32 protein-coding genes and 1 riboswitch are annotated in these 22,417 nt (G+C 35.1%); of the genes, 24 read left to right on the forward strand and 8 right to left on the reverse strand.

Annotated elements, in window-relative coordinates; all coding sequences use genetic code 11:
* Window positions 1-158 precede the first annotated feature (158 nt).
* The gene (gene epsC, locus LG296_RS08465; protein WP_107934505.1) at window positions 159-1,055 is read left to right on the forward strand and encodes a serine O-acetyltransferase EpsC; all 897 of its coding nucleotides are present in this window, start codon (window positions 159-161) and stop codon (window positions 1,053-1,055) included.
* Window positions 1,056-1,117: 62 nt separating this feature from the next.
* Here the strand turns inward: epsC and LG296_RS08470 are convergent, their stop codons facing one another.
* Complete coding sequence (locus tag LG296_RS08470; RefSeq protein WP_107934506.1) at window positions 1,118-1,309, reverse strand: hypothetical protein; 192 nt, start codon at window positions 1,307-1,309, stop codon at window positions 1,118-1,120.
* 153 nt (window positions 1,310-1,462) lie between these two features.
* On the opposite strand from LG296_RS08470, the gene LG296_RS08475 reads away from it, so the two are divergent.
* Both LG296_RS08475 and LG296_RS08480 read left to right on the forward strand, forming a co-directional pair.
* Window positions 1,463-1,855 (forward strand): MarR family winged helix-turn-helix transcriptional regulator, encoded by a 393-nt coding sequence (locus LG296_RS08475; RefSeq protein WP_107934507.1) that lies wholly within the window; start codon window positions 1,463-1,465, stop codon window positions 1,853-1,855.
* A complete protein-coding gene (locus LG296_RS08480) occupies window positions 1,852-2,199 on the forward strand; it encodes a DUF3147 family protein (RefSeq protein WP_107934508.1) in 348 nt (115 codons plus the stop codon). The genes LG296_RS08475 and LG296_RS08480 overlap by 4 nt, the downstream gene beginning before the upstream one ends.
* 55 nt (window positions 2,200-2,254) lie before the next feature.
* Here LG296_RS08480 and LG296_RS08485 read toward each other — a convergent pair whose 3' ends face one another.
* The gene (locus LG296_RS08485) at window positions 2,255-3,625 is read right to left on the reverse strand and encodes a PLP-dependent aminotransferase family protein (protein WP_181417985.1); all 1,371 of its coding nucleotides are present in this window, start codon (window positions 3,623-3,625) and stop codon (window positions 2,255-2,257) included.
* Between the two features lie 93 nt (window positions 3,626-3,718).
* On the opposite strand from LG296_RS08485, the gene LG296_RS08490 reads away from it, so the two are divergent.
* Window positions 3,719-4,303, forward strand: coding sequence for a GNAT family N-acetyltransferase (locus tag LG296_RS08490; protein ID WP_235867602.1), 585 nt, complete (start codon window positions 3,719-3,721; stop codon window positions 4,301-4,303).
* A gap of 46 nt (window positions 4,304-4,349) precedes the next feature.
* Here LG296_RS08490 and LG296_RS08495 read toward each other — a convergent pair whose 3' ends face one another.
* A complete protein-coding gene (locus LG296_RS08495) occupies window positions 4,350-4,850 on the reverse strand; it encodes a GNAT family N-acetyltransferase (RefSeq protein ID WP_107934509.1) in 501 nt (166 codons plus the stop codon).
* A 95-nt stretch (window positions 4,851-4,945) separates the two neighbouring features.
* Between LG296_RS08495 and LG296_RS08500 the strand changes: the two genes are divergently transcribed.
* The 4 genes from LG296_RS08500 to LG296_RS08515 all read left to right on the forward strand — a co-directional run bounded on the left by LG296_RS08500 (window position 4,946) and on the right by LG296_RS08515 (window position 8,452).
* Window positions 4,946-5,392 carry a MarR family winged helix-turn-helix transcriptional regulator gene (locus LG296_RS08500; protein WP_107934510.1) on the forward strand — a complete coding sequence of 149 codons (447 nt, stop codon included), beginning with the start codon at window positions 4,946-4,948 and terminating at the stop codon, window positions 5,390-5,392.
* A gap of 74 nt (window positions 5,393-5,466) precedes the next feature.
* Window positions 5,467-6,825 carry an NAD(P)-binding domain-containing protein gene (locus LG296_RS08505; protein ID WP_107934511.1) on the forward strand — a complete coding sequence of 453 codons (1,359 nt, stop codon included), beginning with the start codon at window positions 5,467-5,469 and terminating at the stop codon, window positions 6,823-6,825.
* Between the two features lie 381 nt (window positions 6,826-7,206).
* On the forward strand, window positions 7,207-7,629 hold the full coding sequence (locus LG296_RS08510) for a VOC family protein (RefSeq protein ID WP_107934512.1): 423 nt from the start codon (window positions 7,207-7,209) through the stop codon (window positions 7,627-7,629).
* Window positions 7,630-7,744: 115 nt separating this feature from the next.
* The gene (locus tag LG296_RS08515; protein WP_107934513.1) at window positions 7,745-8,452 is read left to right on the forward strand and encodes a DNA alkylation repair protein; all 708 of its coding nucleotides are present in this window, start codon (window positions 7,745-7,747) and stop codon (window positions 8,450-8,452) included.
* A gap of 124 nt (window positions 8,453-8,576) precedes the next feature.
* Here LG296_RS08515 and LG296_RS08520 read toward each other — a convergent pair whose 3' ends face one another.
* Window positions 8,577-8,774, reverse strand: coding sequence for a YwbE family protein (locus LG296_RS08520; RefSeq protein WP_107934514.1), 198 nt, complete (start codon window positions 8,772-8,774; stop codon window positions 8,577-8,579).
* Window positions 8,774-8,965: a hypothetical protein gene (locus LG296_RS08525; RefSeq protein ID WP_107934515.1), complete on the reverse strand. Its 192-nt coding sequence runs from the start codon at window positions 8,963-8,965 to the stop codon at window positions 8,774-8,776. The genes LG296_RS08520 and LG296_RS08525 overlap by 1 nt, the downstream gene beginning before the upstream one ends.
* 233 nt (window positions 8,966-9,198) lie before the next feature.
* On the opposite strand from LG296_RS08525, the gene LG296_RS08530 reads away from it, so the two are divergent.
* The 15 genes from LG296_RS08530 to LG296_RS08600 all read left to right on the forward strand — a co-directional run bounded on the left by LG296_RS08530 (window position 9,199) and on the right by LG296_RS08600 (window position 19,314).
* A complete protein-coding gene (locus LG296_RS08530) occupies window positions 9,199-9,687 on the forward strand; it encodes a hypothetical protein (protein ID WP_107934516.1) in 489 nt (162 codons plus the stop codon).
* A gap of 314 nt (window positions 9,688-10,001) precedes the next feature.
* Window positions 10,002-10,556 (forward strand): DUF5412 family protein, encoded by a 555-nt coding sequence (locus LG296_RS08535; protein ID WP_107934517.1) that lies wholly within the window; start codon window positions 10,002-10,004, stop codon window positions 10,554-10,556.
* 73 nt (window positions 10,557-10,629) lie between these two features.
* Window positions 10,630-11,010, forward strand: a complete 381-nt coding sequence (locus LG296_RS08540) for a hypothetical protein (RefSeq protein WP_107934518.1) — start codon at window positions 10,630-10,632, stop codon at window positions 11,008-11,010.
* Between the two features lie 73 nt (window positions 11,011-11,083).
* Window positions 11,084-11,130: riboswitch (PreQ1 riboswitch) on the forward strand.
* 126 nt (window positions 11,131-11,256) lie between these two features.
* Entirely contained in the window at window positions 11,257-11,757 is a 501-nt protein-coding gene (gene queF, locus LG296_RS08545; RefSeq protein ID WP_107934519.1) for a preQ(1) synthase, read from the forward strand.
* A 113-nt stretch (window positions 11,758-11,870) separates the two neighbouring features.
* Window positions 11,871-12,536 carry a 7-cyano-7-deazaguanine synthase QueC gene (gene queC, locus LG296_RS08550; protein WP_107934520.1) on the forward strand — a complete coding sequence of 222 codons (666 nt, stop codon included), beginning with the start codon at window positions 11,871-11,873 and terminating at the stop codon, window positions 12,534-12,536.
* The gene (gene queD / locus LG296_RS08555) at window positions 12,533-13,006 is read left to right on the forward strand and encodes a 6-carboxytetrahydropterin synthase QueD (RefSeq protein ID WP_107934521.1); all 474 of its coding nucleotides are present in this window, start codon (window positions 12,533-12,535) and stop codon (window positions 13,004-13,006) included. The genes queC and queD overlap by 4 nt, the downstream gene beginning before the upstream one ends.
* Window positions 12,999-13,727, forward strand: coding sequence for a 7-carboxy-7-deazaguanine synthase QueE (gene queE / locus LG296_RS08560; protein WP_107934522.1), 729 nt, complete (start codon window positions 12,999-13,001; stop codon window positions 13,725-13,727). Before queD ends, queE begins: the two co-directional genes overlap by 8 nt.
* Window positions 13,728-13,762: 35 nt before the next feature.
* The gene (locus LG296_RS08565) at window positions 13,763-14,302 is read left to right on the forward strand and encodes a VUT family protein (protein ID WP_107934523.1); all 540 of its coding nucleotides are present in this window, start codon (window positions 13,763-13,765) and stop codon (window positions 14,300-14,302) included.
* Window positions 14,303-14,481: 179 nt separating this feature from the next.
* Window positions 14,482-15,087 carry a group-specific protein gene (locus LG296_RS08570; protein ID WP_181417984.1) on the forward strand — a complete coding sequence of 202 codons (606 nt, stop codon included), beginning with the start codon at window positions 14,482-14,484 and terminating at the stop codon, window positions 15,085-15,087.
* Window positions 15,088-15,126: 39 nt separating this feature from the next.
* Window positions 15,127-15,339, forward strand: a complete 213-nt coding sequence (locus LG296_RS08575) for a hypothetical protein (RefSeq protein WP_107934524.1) — start codon at window positions 15,127-15,129, stop codon at window positions 15,337-15,339.
* Between the two features lie 67 nt (window positions 15,340-15,406).
* Window positions 15,407-15,934 (forward strand): carbon monoxide dehydrogenase, encoded by a 528-nt coding sequence (locus tag LG296_RS08580; protein WP_107934525.1) that lies wholly within the window; start codon window positions 15,407-15,409, stop codon window positions 15,932-15,934.
* Window positions 15,935-16,055: 121 nt separating this feature from the next.
* A complete protein-coding gene (locus LG296_RS08585) occupies window positions 16,056-17,255 on the forward strand; it encodes an MFS transporter (protein ID WP_107934526.1) in 1,200 nt (399 codons plus the stop codon).
* A gap of 95 nt (window positions 17,256-17,350) precedes the next feature.
* Window positions 17,351-17,977: a PH domain-containing protein gene (locus tag LG296_RS08590; RefSeq protein WP_107934527.1), complete on the forward strand. Its 627-nt coding sequence runs from the start codon at window positions 17,351-17,353 to the stop codon at window positions 17,975-17,977.
* Window positions 17,978-18,143: 166 nt separating this feature from the next.
* A complete protein-coding gene (locus tag LG296_RS08595) occupies window positions 18,144-18,512 on the forward strand; it encodes a VOC family protein (RefSeq protein ID WP_107934528.1) in 369 nt (122 codons plus the stop codon).
* A 34-nt stretch (window positions 18,513-18,546) separates the two neighbouring features.
* The gene (locus LG296_RS08600; RefSeq protein WP_404427939.1) at window positions 18,547-19,314 is read left to right on the forward strand and encodes a hypothetical protein; all 768 of its coding nucleotides are present in this window, start codon (window positions 18,547-18,549) and stop codon (window positions 19,312-19,314) included.
* A gap of 70 nt (window positions 19,315-19,384) precedes the next feature.
* On the opposite strand, the gene LG296_RS08605 is transcribed toward LG296_RS08600, so the two are convergent.
* From LG296_RS08605 to LG296_RS08615, 3 genes are all read right to left on the reverse strand, one after another.
* Window positions 19,385-20,020, reverse strand: coding sequence for a pentapeptide repeat-containing protein (locus tag LG296_RS08605; protein WP_107935561.1), 636 nt, complete (start codon window positions 20,018-20,020; stop codon window positions 19,385-19,387).
* 331 nt (window positions 20,021-20,351) lie between these two features.
* Window positions 20,352-20,645 (reverse strand): spore coat protein, encoded by a 294-nt coding sequence (locus LG296_RS08610; RefSeq protein ID WP_107935565.1) that lies wholly within the window; start codon window positions 20,643-20,645, stop codon window positions 20,352-20,354.
* Between the two features lie 17 nt (window positions 20,646-20,662).
* On the reverse strand, window positions 20,663-20,866 hold the full coding sequence (locus LG296_RS08615) for a hypothetical protein (protein ID WP_107935567.1): 204 nt from the start codon (window positions 20,864-20,866) through the stop codon (window positions 20,663-20,665).
* Between the two features lie 92 nt (window positions 20,867-20,958).
* Here LG296_RS08615 and LG296_RS08620 point away from each other — a divergent pair, with 92 nt between their 5' ends.
* Window positions 20,959-21,510, forward strand: a complete 552-nt coding sequence (locus LG296_RS08620; protein WP_107935569.1) for a GNAT family N-acetyltransferase — start codon at window positions 20,959-20,961, stop codon at window positions 21,508-21,510.
* Window positions 21,511-22,417: the final 907 nt, after the last annotated feature.

Here is a 22,417-nt window from a genome sequence, read left to right on the forward strand (position 1 = left end):
TTTTTTAAACAAAATTTTGTAAGTCGAGCAATTGATTTGGAATATTTAAAATTCTTTCAAACCGAAGTTATTTACTTAAAGCTAAGAGTGTCATAGAATAATAGACAGGCGAGAAAAATACATTTGCTAAAAAATTCGTATTAAGGGGGAAAAGTACGATGAAATTGAATGAATGGCTGAATAATGAAGTGCCAAATATTTCGAAATCACTTGAAGAGATACATAAGGATTATTTTTCAATAGATAAGACAATTGGTTTTGAAGGGCAGGAAACGATTTATAAAATACTGCGTAATTTTCGTTCAGCACTTTTCCCATGTTTATGTGATAAGGTCACACATGATGATACAAGGCTGAATATTACAATAGGTAATAATTTAAGAATCTCTGCATTAAATTTGAAGGATTTAATTGAAAAGGTTCTTTTAAATGATAGCAATATCCCGCTAGGTGAAATTACCAAACATTCTGAAGAAGTCGTGATGAATTTAATCAATAAATTTCCGAAACTTCGCAGAGTCCTACAAACAGATATACAAGCTGCCTATAATGGAGACCCAGCAACAACTTCAACTGAAGAAATCTTGCTAAGCTATCCTTCAATTCAAACAATGACGATTCACCGTATTGCACATGAGCTTTATAAAGAGGGCGTACCAGTAATTCCAAGAATTATGTCAGAATACGCACATCAGCTTACAGGTATCGATATTCACCCAGGTGCATCTATTGGCGAGTACTTCTTTATAGATCATGGAACTGGTGTTGTAATCGGTGAAACTTGTACAATTGGAAAAAATGTGAAGATTTATCAAGGGGTTACTTTAGGAGCGAAGAGCTTCCCGCTTGATGAACACGGTAATCCAATCAAAGGAATTAAACGCCATCCTAATATAGAAGATAATGTAGTCATCTATGCTGGTGCAACAATTCTGGGTGGAGACACAACGATTGGACAGAATTCAGTAATTGGAGGGAATATTTGGTTAACTCAATCTGTGCCTGATAATTCAAGAGTTTACCAAACACAGCCTCTCCCAAACATTAAAAGCTAATAAATCTCATACGAAAAAGCCTGTTGGGGATAATATTCCTAACAGGCTATTTTTTATAGTTGTTAAGCCATGCCGCCTTGATTGTTATCCATCTTCTTAATAACATCCTTCATCGGTAGCTTTTTAGAGTTGTTTTTTTCTGGGTGTTCAACCGTAATCAACCCAAACTCTTCATCTTTACTAAAACGAACCTCTTCGTTTGAAAGGTCTAATGGATTTTTACTTTTTGAATTGAATTCTTTGTTATTAGTCATAATTTCAGCTCCCTTCAAAGACTAATATGAGTATTTTCATTTTGGTTTATGTACCCTCAATTCAGATTCTCGAGCAGTTAAAAATTAATGGACTTTAATTATGTCGTAAAATACGATATAATCTATTGAGACGATATTATTGAGAGGTGCAATATGGAACTGAATTCATACTTTACAGATATATACTATTATCTCCACCCAACACATGAGCAGACAATTTCACATCAAAGCGTACGAATTTTACAAATGATACAGAAGGAAGACGATGTTACTGTAAGTTTTGTATCGGTAGCATTAAAAATTTCCCATAATACAGCGTCTGAACATATTAAAAAACTTGTTAAGAATGGCTGGATTATTAAAAATCGAAGTGAACAAGATCAAAGAAAAGTATATTTAGAGTTAACATCAGCTGGCATAGCAGTACTTAAAGAAAACACAGAATTGGACGAGCTTAAACTACAAAAAGCTCTAAATAAGTTAAAAGAAGACGAAAAAACTCAAGTAATACAAGCCTTTCGTTTATTGAGTGAGGCGGCAAAATGATGATTTGGGTAAAGCTTTTGACTTCAGCTTTAATTATTGCCTGTGTAACAGAGCTTGCTAAAAAATTTCCTCTATATGGTGGAATTATTGCTGCACTGCCTTTGATAAGCTTACTAAGTATTTTTTGGTTAACTGTACAAGGAGAAACAGTCAAACAAATTCAAACCTTTACAATAGGTGTTATTATTGGTTTACCGGCAACCATTATTTTATTATTAGTTGTCTATGTGATGTTAAAACATTCGTTTCCATTATTAGTAGCGCTAGTTGCAGGAGCAATCGCTTGGGGTTTATCTTTAGGAATTCAAAAATTTGTATTGAATCATTTTAATATTCATTTATGAAAAAACAATGACCTGAATGTTAATTTAAACAAGCTCTAAAAAGTCACCATTAAGATTAAACTGGATGGTGACTTTTCCATTGTGAAGCAAGTAGTGAGGTAGCATGTTCAATTTCTTCATAGGAAATTGCGCCATATCCAATCATTACGAAATTCTCTTTTTTGTTGAGCTGGTAGGAGGTTGAGATAGGATCGATTGCAATTCCGACCTTGTTAGCAAGTTGAATTGCAACGGTTTCATTCAGCCAATTCGGTAGCTTTACGACAATATGTAGCCCCGCAGCGTCCCCAATAATTTCGAATTCTGAACCTAGGTAAGACTGTAAACTTTCAATTAACTTCAATCTTTTCTTTCGGTACAAGGTCCTCATCTTCGAGATATGCTTTGTGTATAAGCCACTCTCCATAAATTCAGCAATCACCTGCTGATCGATTTTAGATACAGTTGTCTTTTGATCAGTGTAAAAGGCATTGAAATTTTCTAATAAGGTTTTTGGCAAAATCATATAGCTGATACGGAGCGAAGGCATTAAGGTTTTCGAGAAAGTTCCAAAATAGATTACACGCTCAAGCTGGTCGATTTGAGCTAATGGTGGAATCGGGCTACCTTTATAGCGAAATTCTGAATCATAATCATCCTCAATTAAATAGGAATCAGCTTCTCCTGCCCATTTTAATAATTCAATCCTTCTCTCAATAGGCATAACACCTCCTAGCGGGAATTGGTGAGCAGGTGTTATGTAGTAATACTGACATGGTTTTGTAGGGATAGATGCTCCTTTTTCATCAATGGGAACATATTCAATAGGCAATCCATTTTGTTGGAAAATAGCCGTTGCTCTTTTAAAACCGGGTTCTTCAATTGCCACATTTACAATGCCAAAATAACGACACAATTCATTGAGCTGATGCTGCGTACCACTATAAATGAATATTTGATCGGCCTCACAACTAAAGCCTTTGGATTTCTTTATATATAAAGAAATTTGCTCTCTTAATGCCAAGTCTCCTTGCCAAGAACAGTTAGCTATATTATCAGCATTTAAATGCTTTTTATAAATTTTTAGCCACGCATTAAGGGGAAATGTTTCAGAATCGACCTGTCCATTTTTAAAGTTATATTGAACTTTCGGCGCTTCCTTTAGCACTTTGCTTTCTCGTAATATGGCAGGCTGCTCCCATTCCATGTCATAATGAGAAATAAAATAGCCAGAACGCTCGATTCCATATATATAGCCCTCACTTGCTAGTTGCTCGTAGGCTTCTTTGACGGTATGAATACTGACATTTAAATTAACTGCAAGGCTTCTTTTTGAGGGAAGCTTTTCATCTGCACTCAATGTTTTATTTATAATCATCGTTTTCATTTGATCATAGATATCCATATATTTCGGTTGTTTGTTCGAAAAAATGATTGAAATGTCCAATTATTCACATCCTCTGGTATGGTAAATATATTCACTTTTGATACTTTTAATCATATCAAATTTCCAGTTAACTAGAAATAGGGGGGAAGTAAATTGGAAAAAATAATTAATCTTGAAAATGAAATAGTAGAATTAAGACCGATCCAGTTGGAGGATGCTGAGGGGATATTGAGAGCAGGTATGTATCCTGAAATTTGGGAGCATTTATCGGTTTCATTATTAACAAAAGAAGCGGTAGAACTTTATATTGAAAATGCTATTAAGGAAAGGGAAGCAAATATATCATATTCATTTGTTATTATCGATAAGGCGACAAATCAAATCATCGGAAGTACTTCTTTTCTAGATATAGCTGAGAATCATAAAAGGGTAGAGATTGGTTCAACCTGGATACAACCGGGCTATTGGCGAACAAGCATTAACACAAATTGTAAGTTTTTATTATTAAAATATTGCTTTGAAGAATTAAAGCTAAATCGAGTACAAATTAAGACAGGTCACGAAAATGTACGCTCTCAAAAAGCAATCGAACGACTCGGAGCAACGAAAGAAGGGGTTTTAAGAAATCACATGATACGTAAGGAAGGTACCATTCGCCATACTGTAATGTATAGCATCATCTTTGAAGAGTGGCCAGAAATCAAAGCGCGATTTTTAGGAGAACTGTTGAATAAGTAATAGAAAAATCTCTGCTTTAAAGGTAAAGTAGAGATTTTTATCTTTCTTAATTTACTCCAACCATCTGACTTCTTCTCTCAAGCAGCAAAACATCTCTCCAAACTCCATCTCTTTTTGCAATTTTCTCCCGAATGCCCACTATTTTGAAGCCTTGTTTCTTATGTAAATGAATGCTTGCTTCATTTTCTGAGAAAATTTTTGCTTCCAATGTCCAAAATCCTCCTGTTTCAGAGGCATTTATTAGATTGCTTAGTAGCAACGTCCCAACACCTCTTCCCTTAGCGTCTGGGTGTATATAGATACTTAATTCACCAACACCTTCGTACACTTTCCGATAAGAAACAGGAGTAAGCTTACACCAGCCTAGAATAGTTGAATCTTCTTCTGCTACTAAAGTACATGATGGAATAGCATTTCCGAACCACTGATCAAATGACGAGGGGGCCTCGGTTTCGAAGGTTGCATTCTTAGTAGCAATACCTGCTTCGTAAATGAATTTTACTTGATGCCAATCCGATTTAGCCGTTAATCGTATTTCAATTGTCATAATTAATAGCCTCCAAATTAAGATTAATAAAATTTTAAATAAAATAGTTGCAAATTACAAGTATGTAGAGTATAAATAAATCAAGAGGTGAATTTATGGAAAACAAACGTGAAATTTTCCATGTACTAACGAGAAGATTTGGCTTATTAGATAAAAATTGCTGTACTGTTGGAAACTTTGAGATATCACTTGTTCAAAGCCATATTATTTATGAAATCGATAAGCGAAATGAGCCCTCCATGCAGCAAATAGCTGAATCCTTAGCAATGGATATAACTACATTTAGCAGACAAATACAAACCTTAGTCCAAATGGATCTAGTAAAGAAAACACCTTCACCACATGATAAACGTGTTTCGATTTTAAGTTTAACAGTGCAAGGTAAATTTGTAGCAGCCAATATTGATCACTCTATGAATACCTATTTAGAAGAGGTCTTTTCTCATATGAATGAATTTGAACGGGAAACAGTTATTCGTTCACTTAATTTATTAAACGAAGCTATGTCAAAATCCTCTGTATGTTGTAAACCTTTGTATTAGGCAAGAGAAATCTTGCTTTTATTTATAAAAAATACTTGTATTATGCAACTAATTTTAAATTGGGAGGTTATGTAATGAGTAATTGTGTAAAAGGTAGTGGAGTTGAAAATAGCTTTTGTGGGGCAGTGAATGAAAAGAAAAATATGATGAACTCTGAATTAAATAAAAATAACCACTTACCAATAGCAATTATCGGCGCCGGTCCGGTAGGTTTAGCAGCTGCTGCTCATTTAGCTGATAAGCAACAAAATTTCATTGTTTTAGAATCAGGCAGTAGAGTAGGCCACAATATTCTTGAGTGGGCTCATGTTCGACTGTTTTCTCCTTGGCAGTATAATATTGATAAGATAGCGAGAAAATTACTGAAAGAAAGTGGTTGGATGGAGCCACAAGCTGAAGAGCTTCCAACGGGAAAAGAGCTTGTAGAAAACTATTTAGAGCCATTAGCAAGCTTACCTCAAATTAAAAAGAATCTTCAGCTGAATGCAAAAGTTTTATCTGTAAGCAAAAAGAGTCTAGATAAGATGAAAAATTCGGGGAGAGAGCAAAGTTCTTTTGTTATTTATGTTGAGCAGCAGGGTGTTACAGAAAGAATAGAGGCAAAAGCTGTTATTGATGCAACAGGTACATGGGCACAGCCTAATCCAGTAAATGCTGATAATATTTGGACTACTGAAGAAAGAGAGCTTGAAGATCGAATTTTCTATGGCATACCAGATGTATCTGGGAAACAACGTAAGCGTTATATTGGGAAAAAAGTTGCAGTGATTGGAGGCGGTCATTCCGCGATTAATACAATTCTTGAACTTTCTACTTTAGGCGAAAACGTGGAAATTTATTGGGTGATGAGAAAGCTGAATGTCGAAAATGTGTATGGTGGGAAGGAAAAAGATGCCCTTAAAGCAAGGGGTGAGCTTGGAATTCGAATTCATCAGTTAGTTGAGAGTGGTAAAGTGAAGGTCTATACACCATTCATGATAAATCAGCTAGCTCGGAAAAGTAACGGGATTGAGCTAAGAGGGGAATATTTCGGTGAAGAATTTGCTATTTCAGAAATTGATGAAATTATAACGAACACGGGTAGCCGACCTGACTTCTCATTTTTGAGTGAAATCAGATTAAGTGTTGACTCATCAACTGAAAGTGTTGAGGCGCTGTCTCCTTTAATCGATCCAAATCTTCATAGCTGCGGTACAGTAAGACCACATGGTGAAGCAATCTTAAGACAACCGGAAAAGAACTTTTATATTGTAGGTATGAAAAGCTATGGCCGAGCACCAACATTTTTAATGGCAACAGGCTATGAACAAGTTCGTTCAATTGTTTCCTATTTAAGAGGTGATATTGAAGCATCAAAAAAAGTGGAACTTGAGCTTCCTGAAACTGGAGTTTGTAGTGTGAATATAGTTAGCCAAGAAAGCTGCTGTAATTAGAGAGTCCAAAAATTGGCATAATTAAAAACCCGGAATAAATTCCGGGTTTTGATTACACTTGCATTAAGTTATCCACGATACGCTGCCTCGCTTTTCGCATTGATTCTTAAGATTTTAACCTAAGAAAACCGCTTTAGCTGTTCAGAAAATGTTCTTCAATGAAAACAATGAATCCCATCCATCGGGTTAACCCTCCCAATTCGTTGGAGTCGAAGTGAAATCTTTAATAGTATAGCTCACACATCAATTGTTATACATTTTTTTATAAAAATCGTTAAATAAATTGAAAGTGGGCATGATATTTATGGTAATCTACATGTAAGAAGTAGCAATATTTGAAATAAATGTTTTAAACCACAAACTACAAAAGAGGTGTATTTGATGACTTTAGGTATACATGCTTATATAAGAATGAATGGCAACGGTAAAGAAGCGGTAAAATTTTATGAAGATGCGTTACAGGCTGAGAATTTAGGGGTTCAAACCTACGGAGAATTACCTGAAAATCCGGAATTTCCACTTCCTGAAGAAGCAAAAGACCGTGTAATCCACGCACAATTGAGAATTAATAATACATTTCTTATGCTTTCTGATATATTCCCGGGCCAACCATATCAAACTGGCTCACAGGTAGATATAGCGATCCTTTTTGATGACGTAGAAAAGTCGAGAGAGGTCTATGGAAAGTTACTAGTCGGTGGAGAAGTGCTTATGCCTTTACAAGAAACACCTTGGAGTCCTTCATATGGACAAGTTAAAGATAAATTCGGAGTGATTTGGCAGCTTTCGACCAATTTAGATTAGTGCCAGTCTATCCTTATAATAAGTACTTGAAAACGAAGAGTTGTATCTCCTTGCAGCTCTTTTTTAAATGGGTTTAAAGTGAATTGTTATTTAAATTGAGAGGGAGTGTAGCTAAATGAATTTCGAAACGGTTATGCAGGAGCTAGAGGCTCTTGGAAAAGAACGCATGAAAAAGATGTATATAAGTAATGGAGCACATGAACCAATTTTTGGAGTGGCAACAGGAGCTATGAAGCCTATTGCTAAGAAAATAAAAATAGATCAAGCATTAGCAGAACAATTATATGCTACTGGAAACTACGATGCGATGTACTTTGCAGGGGTTATAGCGGATCCAATGTATATGACTGAAGAAGATTTTGAGCGCTGGATTGATGGTGCGTATTTTTATATGCTATCGGATTATGTAGTTGCAGTAACTTTAGCAGAAGCAAGTATTGCACAGCAGGTTGCTGACAAATGGATTGCAAGTGGGGAAGAGCTTAAAATGTCGGCTGGCTGGAGCTGTTATTGCTGGCTATTTGGGAATCGACCAGATCATGAATTTGATCCAGAAAAAGTCTCAATTATGTTAGACCAAATTGAAAAAACAATTCATGATGCTCCAGAAAGAACGAAAGCCTCAATGAATAATTTTGTATATACCGCAGGCATTTCATATATTCCAAAACACGAGAAGGCTCTTGAAATTGCTCATGCTATTGGTTCAGTTGAAATCAAACGTCCTAACAAGAAAAGTTCGATTGTGAATTCAGCTGAATCAATTCAAAAGGATCTTGATAAAGGACGCCTAGGTTTTAAACGAAAATATGTAAGATGTTAAAATATATATATATAATATTATTATGTAAACTGAATTTAGATTATATGAGTCTCTTCTATATATGATCAGTAATTAAACAAAAGCATTCAAGAGTGATGTAGCTCTTGAATGCTTTTGTTTATCTTTATGTTGAATGAATTTGCTGTACCCGTCCAATTTGCCCATCAGTTAGCCTTACTTTAATCCCGTGAGGATGGTTAGGCGATTTAGTTAAAATATCTTTTATAATACCTCGTGTAAGCGTACCAGTTCTTTGATCCTTCTTTAAAACAATATCTACCGTAATACCAGGTATTACATCCTTACGATTTTGCCCGTTCATTAAACACCCATTTTTCTACGAGTATTGCTAGCCTTCTTAGTCTGCTGGCTCTTCATTTTTTGGCCAGAAAGATCAGTTTTCTTCTTCCCGTTACCATTGTTCGCATTGTTTTTTTTGTTCTCAAGCTGCTGCTTTACTAGCTCTTGCAGGCTTTTCTTTTTTGGTGCTTCGTTTTGGTTGTTCTCTGTCATAGGAAATTCCTCCTTATGGAATACATGTTGAATCAAGTATAATCTATTTTCGCGGCTTTGGAAAGAAAGGAGGTTGGTTCAATTTAAAGTTAAATTTAGGGAACATTTTATAGTTAAAGTTTTTGCTATAAAAAATGGTGTTTTGGACAATTGGAGATAATAATCGGTAAATTTGTCCTTTCTTTTGTAATATTTTTAAAAAAAAACAATCTAATCTTAAAAGGAGGGTTTTGATGAAAATCCAAATCATAGTGTGCCTGTTAATGATATGTTTCTTGATAGGATGTAATATGGACGAATCAGCTCAGATAGCATCGACAAAAATTCCTGCCATATCTGATATACACGAAGAAAAACCACCAACGTTAATAATAATGATTGGGGAAGAGGTTATAAAAACTTATACTGGAGCTTATTCTTGGCATTATATAAAGAAGAGTACAGGGGAGGTGATTCAAGTTCAAACAGATCATGCACCTCCATACGAAATGGTCAATATCGAAGAAGGTACCACTGTGAACCTAACCGAACATATAGATGTACGATTTTCTATTGAACCATCTAGTTACGAATTGAGGTTGTGGAACAGTGAAGAAGTGATTGCAACCTATAATTCATTTGAAGAGATCAAGGAAAGAGGAAACTATATTGTTGAAGTAGTAGGAAACTGGGAAGAAAGCAGAGCAACTTATGTAGCTGCACTTAATATCACAAAACAGTAGAAACCTTATATAGGTTTCTTTTTTATGGATTAGAAGGTATAAAACTCGCTAAAACGTATAAGTTCAACTAAGCTTAGCCAAGTGTTTTAACAAAAAACTACACAATCTGTAACTTTATCCCATTTTATTCGTTTATAAAATATAGCTGAAATTAAGGAGATTTTATGAAAAATTTGAAAATTTTTGATGAAGCTTTTTTAGCATTTTGCTGGCTGCTGTTAATTATTTCAATAATTTTATTTGTCATTTTTGGTAGCTTCTTATTTGCATTATTTATTCAGGAAATTCAATGGAGTTCATAAGGAGGTAATGCTATGATTATACAACTAAATGTACTAGGATCTTTTATATTTTTCATCACTGGGTTGTTGTTACTAATATTTTTTATTAGATTAATTATCTTCTTCTTTAAGAAAAATAGATTTCCTAAAAAGCTTTTAATTGCTTCATTAGTAGGAATAGGTATGTTTTTTTGCATTTTCGTTTATCTCAATTATTTTTTTACCTTCGATCAGCTTATAGGGGAAACTTTTAAAGAACCTGTGAGCTCGCCAACAAAAAAATATACTGCAAATGCTTATCTGCAAAACTATGGAGGCGCTGTTGGTGGCGTTAAAATCTGGGTGAATATCACTAATCATGAAGATAATGATCAAATTAAAACTGTCTATTATGGTGAAGCTAGCAGTAACTTTTTTATGTATTGGATTGATGAGGAGACAATTTCGATTTCTCATGAATCATCAAATCATATAGATGCTGAAGATAGTATTGAATTAGATGTAAGTACTGATATTTACGATGAAACCGGCATCGCTTGTACAAGCCTTTTAATGAAAGATGAATATGAAAATTGCTATCAAAATTGAATAAAGATTACTTGCGAATTGGAAATTTATGGTACTATTAAAGTGTCAAATAAAGAAAATAAAAGGAGGAAATATGAAGCGCAAAACTTGTAATTTAATAACTCTATCGGGATTTGTCATCGCGTGTATTTTGCTTTTCAAAAAACGAAAATCGAAACAAGGTCAAACACTCTTTGTTTCTAGTGGAATCGAAATTGAATACCCTGTTATTGATATAGAGAAGAATGAAGTGACAGCTTATATTACATACAATGAAAAATTATATATGAGAGTTCAATACAATGTGAAAACTCACGAAATCAAAGTAAACGGAAGTGTAGAAACCATTAAACTCAACCCCTTGATCATAAATAAGCTCAAATTGAATGATGCAGAATACATCGAAATGATTAAAATGAATGCTGAATATTTAATTGAGAGTGAAAAAAGGAATTCTCGATCACTTGTAAAATAGTAAATTTGGAAAAATGTATTGACTTCCTCCAAAATTTTCTTTAATATGATGAAGAATAAATTACCCGAGCGAGTCGGGAGAGGTTCATAGCTGATACCCTCTATAAAAAACTATGGAAACATGACGATTCGCCATGTCCATAACAGGACGTGGCTTTTTTTATTTGCTTGTTTCATATTTTTTTATATTGCCATTGCTACAGCCTCTCTTGAAAGTGTTGGGATACATTTTCTAGGAGGTTTTTTTATGTCTGGCCGTAAAAATGAAGAAGGCTTAAATGATTTGAAATTATTAGGAAACCAAAATACGCAATATCCATCTGATTATGCTCCTGAGGTTCTGGAGGCTGTAGATAGTCTGCATTCAAACCGTGATTATTTTGTAAAATTTAACTGCCCAGAGTTTACAAGTCTTTGTCCAATTACGGGTCAGCCTGATTTTGCGACAATGTACATTTCATATATTCCGGATCAGAAAATTGTAGAAAGTAAATCATTAAAGCTGTATTTATTTAGCTTTAGAAACCATGGTGATTTTCATGAAGACTGTGTAAACATTATTATGAATGATCTTATCAGCTTACTAGACCCAAGATATATTGAGGTTTGGGGTAAATTTACGCCACGTGGAGGAATCTCGATTGATCCATGGTGCAATTATGGTAAGCCAGGCACGAAGTATGAAGAAATGGCGAATTACCGTTTAATGAATCATGATTTAAATCCAGAAAAAGTCGATAATCGATAACTAAATAATCCTTCATATTGGAAGGAAGAGGTTTTAGCTACCCTCTTAAAAAAACTAAGAAGAAACAGCATTTCTCTTAGAGTGCTGTTTTTTCGTTTAAAGGAGTTTTAAGGATGAAACAAGGTAAAGCAATTGTAGTATTTAGTGGTGGGCAGGATAGTACCACTTGTCTGTTCTGGGCGAAGGAGCGTTATGCTGAAGTGGAAGCGGTGACTTTTGATTATGGTCAAAGGCATTGTCTTGAAATTGAATGTGCAAAAGAGATTGCAAAGGAGCTTGACGTAAAGCATCATATTTTGGATATGTCCCTTTTAAATCAGCTGGCACCGAATGCATTAACGAGAACTGACATTGAAGTAGCAGATGGAGAGGATGGGGAGCTGCCATCTACATTTGTACCTGGAAGAAATCTACTTTTCATGTCCTTCGCAGGAGTTTTAGCAAGTCAAGTGGGAGCAAAGCATATCGTTACAGGTGTTTGTGAAACAGATTTCAGCGGTTATCCTGATTGTCGCGATATTTTTATAAAATCATTAAACGTAACACTGAATCTATCTATGGATGACACCTTCGTGATTGAAACACCGCTTATGTGGCTGAACAAAGCACAAACCTGGGAGCTAGCTGATAAATTAGGAGCACTTGATTTTGTACGTGAAAGAACCCTTACTTGCTACAACGGTGTAATTGCAGATGGGTGTGGTGAATGTCCATCTTGTAAATTGCGTCAAAATGGATTAGATGAATATTTAACCTTGAAAAAGGGTCTTAAGGCATGAGAGAGTTTCGAATTGTCGACCAGCTGCAGAAGCTTGATGTGGATATCAAAAAAAATCAATTAAAGTATCATTCAAAGCGAGTTCTCGTAAGTAAAGAATTTACCTTTGATGCAGCACATCACTTACATAATTATGAAGGTAAATGTAAAAACCTACATGGCCATACGTATCGTGCAGTTTTAGGAATAAGTGGCTATACAGATGAACGTGGGTTAGTAATAGATTTCGGTGATATCAAAGAAATCTGGAAGCAGCAAATTGAAATTGATTTAGACCATCGTTACTTAAATGAAACACTCCCATTAATGAATACAACGGCAGAAAATATTGTGGTTTGGATATATGGGAAGCTGGCAGAGGCATTATTGAATACTCAAGATTATAACGGGCTTCGTGTGGAATTCGTTCGTTTATATGAAACGCCAACTAGCTATGCAGAGGCAAGACGGGAGTGGATGGAGCTTGAGTAAAATTCCTGTTATGGAGATTTTCGGTCCGACCATTCAAGGTGAAGGGATGGTTGTTGGACAGAAAACGATGTTTGTAAGAACGGCTGGCTGTGACTATTCCTGCTCCTGGTGTGATTCAGCCTTTACATGGGATGGTAGTGGAAAGCATTTGATTTCTCAACTAACAGCTGAAGAAATTTGGGCTGAGTTAAAACGACTTGGCGGAAACGGTTTTTCTTTTGTAACGATTTCAGGAGGCAATCCAGTACTTCTCCGAAATTTAGAGGGTCTGGTTAATAGATTGAAAGAAAATAACATTAAAATTGGTGTCGAGACACAGGGGAGTAAATGGCAAGAGTGGTTATATGAGGTAGATGAATTAACTATTTCACCTAAGCCTCCTAGTTCGGGGATGGTAACGAACTATTCGATGCTAACTGAAATAATTGAAAAGCTAAATAGTAAAAATAGCAATCAAAATATTTCATTAAAAATCGTCATCTTTAGCGAAGTTGATTATGCATATGCAAAGGATATTCACCTTAGATACCCAGAAATCCCTTTTTACCTTCAAGTTGGTAACGACGATATTTCAGAGAGTGACAATGAGAAGCTGGTTAGTCGTTTACTTGAAAAATACGAGGTATTAGTTGATAAGGTTGTTGCAGATGAGGAACTACGGAATGTTAGAGTTTTGCCGCAGCTACATACGCTGATCTGGGGTAATAAAAGAGGCGTCTAGCTTTGATGTGCAAATTTAAATTTAAGGAGATAGACATGAGAATATTATTTTATTTATTATCAATTGTGATTGCTAATGTAGTCACAGCGCGATTTGCTCCATTAGAATTTGGGATGTTTATCGTTCCAATGGGGACGCTTTTTGTTGGAGCAACCTTCATTTTCCGAGATCTTGTTCAAAATAAATATGGTCGTAAGAAAACATACCTATTTATTTTTACAGCTTTATTTTTATCTGCGATAGTTTCCTATTCTCTAGGAGATACTCTTATGATAGTAGCTGCTTCAGCTCTTTCATTTTTAATCGCTGAAACAGCAGATACTGAAATCTATACACGTCTAAAGCTTCCAATGGCTTGGCGAGTATTTTACAGTGGGATTGTTGGCGGCTTCTTTGATTCAGTTGTATTTGTAATTGTCGGTTTAAGTCCACTCGGTGCAGGGTTCCTGCCATGGGAGGCGGTACCAGCAGCTATTTTAGGTCAAGTAATTGTAAAAACAGTGATCCAAATGTTTGGTGCATTAATTTTAAGCCAAATTCATGGAACTAAAGAAAAAGAAGTAATGGCAGGATAAAACTAAAGAAGCAGCCACCTTTCTAATATGAAGGTGGCTGCTTTTTTTCTAGCTTTAAGTTAATTCAATTATAGCATAATTTCCCAAAGAATTTCAGTCTATATTTTCTCCTTTTTGGTGGTTATGATAAGTAAATAAGTGGGATTCATTTCCAATAATATTATGGACGGGGTGGAGAGATGAAATACGTTTATCATATGGTACCTAAAAGCATGGTGGGAGAAAATCTTATTTCTTTAAATGAAATGAAATTAAGTGAACCAACACTTTATGAAAACTATGCGAAAAAGTATTTTGATCATCCTGACAGACCGAAGCTATTAGCTAAAAGCGTTCCTAAGCTAAATTGTTTGTGGAATGACGTCATTTTTTTATTGCCCCTGCATCCGTACTATATCTACGAAGCGTTGAATTCAATCGGAAGCAGTGTGAAAAAGGACTTAATGTTCTACAAGATTCCTACAGAACGCTTGCTTGAAAATAAAAATGCAGTATTTTTGTATAGCAAGGAAAAGGATAACGGTCCAGCTTCTGAAATTCCAGAAGATGAAGTGGAACTCATCGATATTATTTCGTATGAGGAGTGTTCTTCCTTACCGGTAGATACTTACGAATACTTTAAAGAAGGTCATAAAAATGGCAGCCAGATGGGGATGTTTGTTTATATTCCCCACATCTTGAGTTTAGGAAGCATCAATGTGAAGGATGTAGAGAGGGTAATTGGAGTATTTCACCGGAAAAATGAGCTGAAAATGTATTGGGAAATCTTAGGATCCTTTAAGTAAACATATATAACATGATAGTAGATTGAGGAGGGAAGTCAATTGAATGTAAAAGAGACTAAAAAACAATTGATAATTAGCTCTTTATTTTTTGTACTATTTATTATTGGAGGAAGCATTCAAATAATGTCTTCACCATTCCTTTTTGTGAGAGGCATTAATCTTTTTCTTGTGATAAGTAGTGCTGCTGTTTTGGGAGCCTTCATTCGCGAGTTTTATGTTGTGAAAGAGAAAATCAGAAATAGTAATAATTGAACTATATGAGGATAATTTATATGAAGTTGGACAAACTTAGTAATAAAAATACTAGAGGTATGATAACTTGAAAAAAATATTTCCTTTATTATTATTGTTCGTAATGGGTTTTACTATAGAGACAGGTGACGAAAAAGTTTTTGCAAATTCTAAAGAAACTACGCCTTATTATGAAGACCATTCAGTAAGGGTTGGGTATAAAACGGTAGATGAAGCAGTTAGTGAGTTTGAAAAGAATTGTGATTGTGTAGTAAAACTTCCTGCAATGATTCCTGACCTTAAGTTTACCCATGAATTTGGAGCATATTATAAGGATCACAAGGATAGACAAAAAGATTTGCTGCAAATTCGCTTTGTAAATAGAGAACAGAAAAATAATATTTTTAAGATTGATGTTCGTCCTAGTAAAGTGAGCTATGAAGGGAAAGAATATACGCTTCAGGATGGCAGTAAAGGTATTTATGTGGAACACCATATCTTTCACGTTTTTGTCTTTGAAAAAAACAATTTACAGTACATTGTAAGAATTGATAAAAACGCTAGCGATATAGATCCCTCAAAAGCTCTGATGGATGTTGCAAATTCGGTTAATTAGTTAAATTAATATTGGTTTTAAAAAGGGCATTTATCCAAAGAAGGATGATGCTCTTTTTTGTCGAATTATTATATAAGTCTAATATTTTCCATATGCTTTTTATATAGGGAGTGATGTGACAATGAACGTAGTGAGGAAATATTGGCTGTTATTAGGAGGACTAGGCTTTTCGAATTTAGGGAACTGGATTTATCTAATCGCATTAAACCTATCTGTATGGCATCTTACCCATTCGCCGGCAGCTGTTGCTGGTATCTATATGGTTGGTCCCATAGCGCGAATATTAAGTAATTTAGTAGCTGGTTCAATTATTGACCGTAATAATAAAAGAAGGCTAATGATTTGGTCAGATATCATCCGTGGAATCCTTGTATTTATAATGCCGTTTTCAACTTCTATTTGGTTGATTTATAGTCTTATATTTATAGCGAATATCGCGAGCAGTTTTTTTGGTCCGAGTAGTACATATGTAATTACAAAATTAGTAAATGATGATGATAAGCAACGTTTTAATGCGCTTCTTAGTACAATAAATTCCGGTTCATTTATGATAGGACCTGCCTTAGCAGGGGGGATTATTGTTCTAAGTAATACAAGTGTCGCAATGTGGATTAATAGTTTAACATTTTTTGTTTGTGCTCTTGCCATTTATTTATTGCCTAAATTTGATGATGTAACGTCTGATAAACGGGAAATTGTTAGGTTACATACGATTATCGAAGACTTTAAAGTCGTTTGGTCGTTTATTCGGCAGCTACCAGCCCTATTATACTTTTTATTACTTTTCAATTTTGCATTAATCATCGCGTTTGCCCTAGATTCTCAGGAAATGACATTTATAAAGGATGTGTTGGATGCATCTGATAGTGTTTATGGAATAATTGTTAGCGTTGCAGGAGTGGGAGCAATTATCGGAGGCATATTTGCGACTACTTTAGTAAACAAGCTATCCTTAAAAACCTATATAGGACTAGGGTTTTCACTTACTTTACTAAGCTATACAGTTTTCTACGCCTCCAATACACTTTGGTTGGCTATTGTCAGTTTCGTTACATTAGGGCTGTTCATGGCATTTTGCAATACAGGCTATGCTACGCTGTACCAGAAAACCATTCCAACAGAAATTATGGGGCGCTTCGGTAGTGCCATCAATCTTTTGCAAAGTGCTCTACAGGTAACACTAACATTTGTAATAGGTGTGCTTGCAGAGTGGTATTCATTACAGATTACAACAGTGTGTTTTGCAGCTGTAGGACTATTATTGGCTTGTATTCTTTATGCTCATATTTTGGTTAATAAAAAAGCGCTTGGCTTAGAATGACGGGAATTGTAAATTAGTTGGAAATACCTTCTTGCTAGTTTGGACTTTTCAATTTATTCTTAAAATAGAGGTAAGTATGGAAAGGGGTTAAAGGAATGTTTAAAAACCTAGTAGGAAATGCAGTTGGAGATGCTTTAGGATTAAGCGATATCGGGCAGGTGATTAAGCCTGAGGACTATAATAAAACGGAATCAGACGATTTCATCCTAACAGAAGATGGAGAACAGATTTTCTTCCTTATTAAATCTAAATCAGATGAGTATTGCTTCACTAACATGGCATTATTACATTTAGATGGAGATTCGGCTTTAAGCAAAAAGCGCGTGTTAAAGCGTTATGATTTTTATAAACATCATATTGAAAATGTAATGCTGGAAACTGCTGGTACGATTGACCTTGATCTTGAAATTAAATTCCAAATTGGTCACAATTCATTCTCAATTGATATTGCTAAGAAATTTGGTGTGGAAATTGCAGATCTTTACAAATCCTTACTAGCAATTTCAAAAATTCAAGAAAAGAATGCTCGTCTAAATGAGTTTGCCAAAGAAGCAGTGTTAATCGCTCGTGATGTAAATTACGGTCAAAGAAATACAGACACACCAACGAATATCGAATTTAACAAAATTGTTAATCTCACAAATTCTTGGTTGAAGCAAACCTACGATCAAAACGAGAAAAAGGATTTCTCTGATGTTTTCCAAAAGTATATCCAAAACTAAATAAGCGAAAAAGCGTTGATCAAAGAGATTGACGCTTTTCTTGTAATTTCGGGTCATAATTATAATTTATGGAAAATTATAAATTTAATAACATTTCTTTATGTTGTGGATTTGTTTAAAATTGGAAGAGAAGGTGATGTAAAACAAATGAATGGAGGAAAACTAAATGACTTTTCATTTTAAAGCAATTGACCATATTCAACTAGCGGCACCAATGGGGAGTGAGATGGAGGCTCGAAAATTCTTCAGTGAGATACTAGGCTTTACTGAAATTGAAAAGCCTGAACAACTGAAAAAGCGCGGTGGAGTTTGGTTTGCATTTGGCAATCAGCAAATTCATATTGGTATCGAAGAACCCTTCGCACCTGCAAAAAAAGCACACCCAGCCTTTGAAGTAGATAATATCGAGGCACTCGAACAGCACTTAACAAAAAACAATATCACAATCACCAAGGATGATAACCTTCCAGGGGCTAAACGTTTCTATGTATCTGATCCATTTGGAAATAGAATCGAGATTTTAGAGTGGGTTTAAATTTTTTTATTATGTAAAAGTAGGGGGATGAGGGATGAGACCTGTAGAGATTATAGGAATGCTATTTTTCGGCGCTATACTCATTATTGTCCTCGCTATTATTTGGTTTATCTTTCGAAAAAAGAAAAAAATAGCTCTTACAGTGACGATTATTTCAGTCCTTGCCTTCATTTTATTTTTCTCTTTTCGTCCCTCCTATGTGAAAATGCAGCATGCAAAGCGATACAGCATTTTAGTCGATTATTTACAGGAGAACTACCCAAAGCATGAGTTTGAGATAACACCTAAAATTCTTGAAGAAGGTTACCAGCCTTATGAATATCGAGTTGTTGCCAACGGATACAAATACCGAAATGAATACTATAAAGTTGATTCAGATCATACAGTTACCTTTACCTCTTATTCTACAATGGACAAAGCAAATAAGGATGAGATTGATCAATTATTGTTTAACTCAGTAGTTATCGAAGCACCTTTCGAGTATCTTGAAAAAGAAGTGAAGGTTGAGGAAATTGCCAATTATGAGGAAGATACTTTTTTAGTACGTTTAGTTCTTATTGAGGGAAACTTCATCTTAGCGAATTATTTAATAAAAAACGGACAATATTTTTTACAACAATGGAATCTTCCTGGTGAGAATAATACTATTGAAATGGAAGTATCACCATCTGGCAACAAAAATTATTATGTGATGGCGACATTACCAGGCTTCAATAAAGAACATTGGAAAACGGTAAACCCGATGGCGTCTAAAATTCAGCTTACTGAAGAAATTCCAGCAATATATGTTATTTCGAATTAAATTAAATTAATTTTAATTGTAAAAATGTCCAGTAAACATAACTTACTAGACATTTTTGATATTGCTTAAATCAATCCTTGATAATCAGTCCTAGTAATGAAGCAAATTGAATCGCCTGATTTGATGAAACCTTGCAGCCTCTTAAATTTGAAAGAGAAACATTTAAATCATCAAAAGTAGAAGTGCTTAAATCAATGCCTTTTAGAGAGGTTTCTTCAAAATTAGCACCGTCTAAATGACAGTTTTTAAGCTCGATACTTTTAAGCTTACAATCATAGAAATCCGTATTTTTTAATAAACAATTATTAATAATCACTTTATCGAGCTTTGAGTTACCAAACATTGATAGGTTTAAAACTGAATCTTCAAATTGTACATTTCCAAGACTCGATTCTGTAAAATTAACGCCTAATAGCTTGCAATCTACAAATCTTACACGATGAATAGAGGACTTACTTAGATTGGCATTAGACAAATCACATTTTTCAAATAAGACATCAGTCAAATCGATATTTTCAAAATCTGTATTATTGAATCGGCAATTTTTAATAGTCATTTGAGTTAATCTAGCACGATGAACGACTTCATTTTCAAAATTAGAATGCTGTATCTCGCAATATTCTAACTCTGGATCTTCTTCATGAAAGATATCATGAAAATTTTTAGTTGTTAAATCAGCTGGAATTTTAGGGAAATCAATTTTCATATAAGGATCACCGCCGTATTTTAGTTTATTAAACTATAACATTTTGTAGATTGACGGCGAAGTGATAAATATGATTACATAAAAACTAAGAAATAGGAGGGATTGGTTTGGAGTTATTTATGTTCATTATACCAACTGTCTTTTCAATATTATGGTTCTATAATTTAGTCCAGCTAATTGATAAAGTAAAACAGGGAAAAAGTTATCATAATCAAAAAATATTAGGTTGTGCCTGGAGTGCGGGCTTTACTTTATCAATGGTTTTTTCATTTATGGGTTTACATTAAAGTAAAAAGGTATTCGAAGGAAGGGTCGAATACCTGACATTTGGTCAAAATTGATTATCTGGATGGAGGTTATTTTGCATAAGCTCCTGTACATTAACGATTTGTTCTTTAGTTGCCAGCTCTGTTTTATACCAGCCTTTTTTGTTCATAATCTCGAAGAGCTGAAATTGATTATTACTAGCATTTTCAAAGCAATGCTCATAAATTTCACGCAGTTTGGGGTGTGTTGTTTCTAACAGAGTATTGCTGACGCTGCGGCAACGTCCTTTTTCTAGCTCTAAGCATAGCTGTAGCATTTCGCGGTCAGTTAAACCACGTCCTTCAATATTATTTGGCATTTAATTCACCCTTTACGTTATTGAATATTCTTTGTTCTGTTGAAGTATTGGGAAAGCTCAACGATTTTTAGCTGATGCTTTTCTGCCATTTCTTCAAGGGACTTCTTTAGCTCCTGGTCGTCACATTGCGCAGCACACCAATTCATTGTTTTTGCGGTAATTTCTTCTGCGCGAATTTCATCTTCAATAAATGCCAGTTCCTTAAGCGTAAGTTCGGTCATCATTTCACCTCCGAACAATTTATTTATGAAGTTAGTATTGTTTGGAGAAAGCAATTTTATCCATCTTAGATTTTTAAAGAAGGGGAATGTATATGATTTTTAATAATCAAAATAAAACTATTTCTACCAATCGATTAATACTACGGCTTTTCCAAAAATCAGATGCTATAACAGTTGCCAAATTGTGCAATAACTATAATATTTATAAAAGTACCTTATATCTGCCATATCCATATGAGGAAGCAGATGCTTTAGGTTGGATTGAGCAGCATCTGGAGAATTTTAACGCGAATCGATTATATGAGCTTGCGATAACAGATAAAAAAAGTGGTGAATTATATGGAGCCATAGGACTTTCTAATAATGAAACCTTCCAGCAAGGAGAGCTTGCCTACTGGGTTGGGGAAGAGTACTGGGGAAAGGGCTATGCAACAGAAGCCGCCCAAGCAATGGTGGAATTTGCTTTTGAAATAAAGAATTATCACAAGGTTTTTGCTCGATACTTTGGTTCTAATCCTGCTTCAGGTAAAGTTATGGAGAAAATAGGCATGAAAAAAGAAGGAATCCTCATCGACCAAATCAAAAAAGATGGTCATTTCGAAGACTTAGTATATTACGGAATTGTAAAATATGAAAGTAAATAAAGGGAAGGTAAAAGTGTTGATCCTAGAGAAAGGATGGACGCTTTTTTTTTTCTGAATTAAGGGAAGGATGCAAAATAGAACCGATATCACGACCTTTCGAGAGGAACCATGCTTCTGAAGGTAGTATAGCCGGGGATATTGCGACAAGATGAGAGGAAATTTGCTTTGAAAGGTATCAAAGCCGAGGAGATTGCGACGAAGCAAGAGGTAGTTTGCTTTGAAAAGTAGCAAAGTGGGAGTTATTACGCCGATCCAAGAGGACACCTGCTTCAGAAGGTAGCAAAGCCAGTGTTATTACGACGAAGCAAGAGGAAACCCGCTCCAAAAGGTAGCAAAGCAAGCGTTATTACGACGATGTAAGAGTTAGTTCGATTAGAAAAGTAGCAAAGCGGGAGATATTACGCCGATCCAAGAGGACACCTGCTTCAGAAGGTAGCAAAGCTGGCATTAATATGACGAAGTATCAGGAAACCCGCTCCAAAAGGTAGCAAAACCAGCGTTATTACGACGATGTAAGAGTTATTTTGATTTGAAAAGTAGCAAAGCGGGAGATATTACGACGATCCAAGAGGACCCCTGCTTCAGAAGGTAGCAAAGCTGGCATTAATACGACGAAGTATCAGGAAACCCGCTCCAGAAGGTAGCAAAGCCAGTGTTATTACGACGATGTAAGAGTTAGTTCGATTAGAAAAGTAGCAAAGCGGGAGATATTACGACGATCCAAGAGGACACCTGCTTCAGCAGGTAGCAAAGCTGGCATTAATACGACGAAGTATCAGGAAACCCGCTCCAAAAGGTAGCAAAACCAGCGTTATTACGACGATGTAAGAGTTATTTTGATTTGAAAAGTAGCAAAGCGGGAGATATTACGACGATCCAAGAGGACACCTGCTTCAGAAGGTAGCAA

The organism is Ureibacillus chungkukjangi, from assembly GCF_044795995.1.
In the GTDB taxonomy this organism is placed as follows: Bacteria; Bacillota; Bacilli; order Bacillales_A; family Planococcaceae; genus Ureibacillus; species Ureibacillus chungkukjangi.